This window comes from Pseudomonas sp. AC463, assembly GCF_979253585.1.
Window position 1 is genome coordinate 1 of record NZ_CEEDDZ010000592.1, and the last position, 273, is coordinate 273.

At 66.7% G+C, this 273-nt stretch carries 1 protein-coding gene; it reads left to right on the top strand.

What is annotated here, in order from left to right:
- The coding region (locus AC0IYH_RS31570) for a hypothetical protein (protein WP_471838182.1) at positions 1-199 on the top strand (199 nt) is incomplete at its 5' end.
- Positions 200-273: the final 74 nt, after the last annotated feature.

The window sequence follows — 273 nt, forward strand, 5'->3', positions numbered from 1 at the left end:
GGTGGGGTTCAGCCACCAGGATCTGAAATCCAGCCTGGAGGTCGTGTCGCACGTCATCCAGGAATGCGAGATCATCATCGCCGATCACGCGAGCGGGCGCATGCGTGCCTCGGACCGGTTCCTGCTGGCCGTCTGCGAAGCCCTGACCGCCGCCCATATGACGGTCGCGCATGTCGGGTATTCGAAGGTGACCGCCTGATGGTGGCGTGATCGCCATCGACCGGGCTTCACCCGTCCGCCCCCTCTCGACCCAGCGCGTCCCGCCCCATCCCG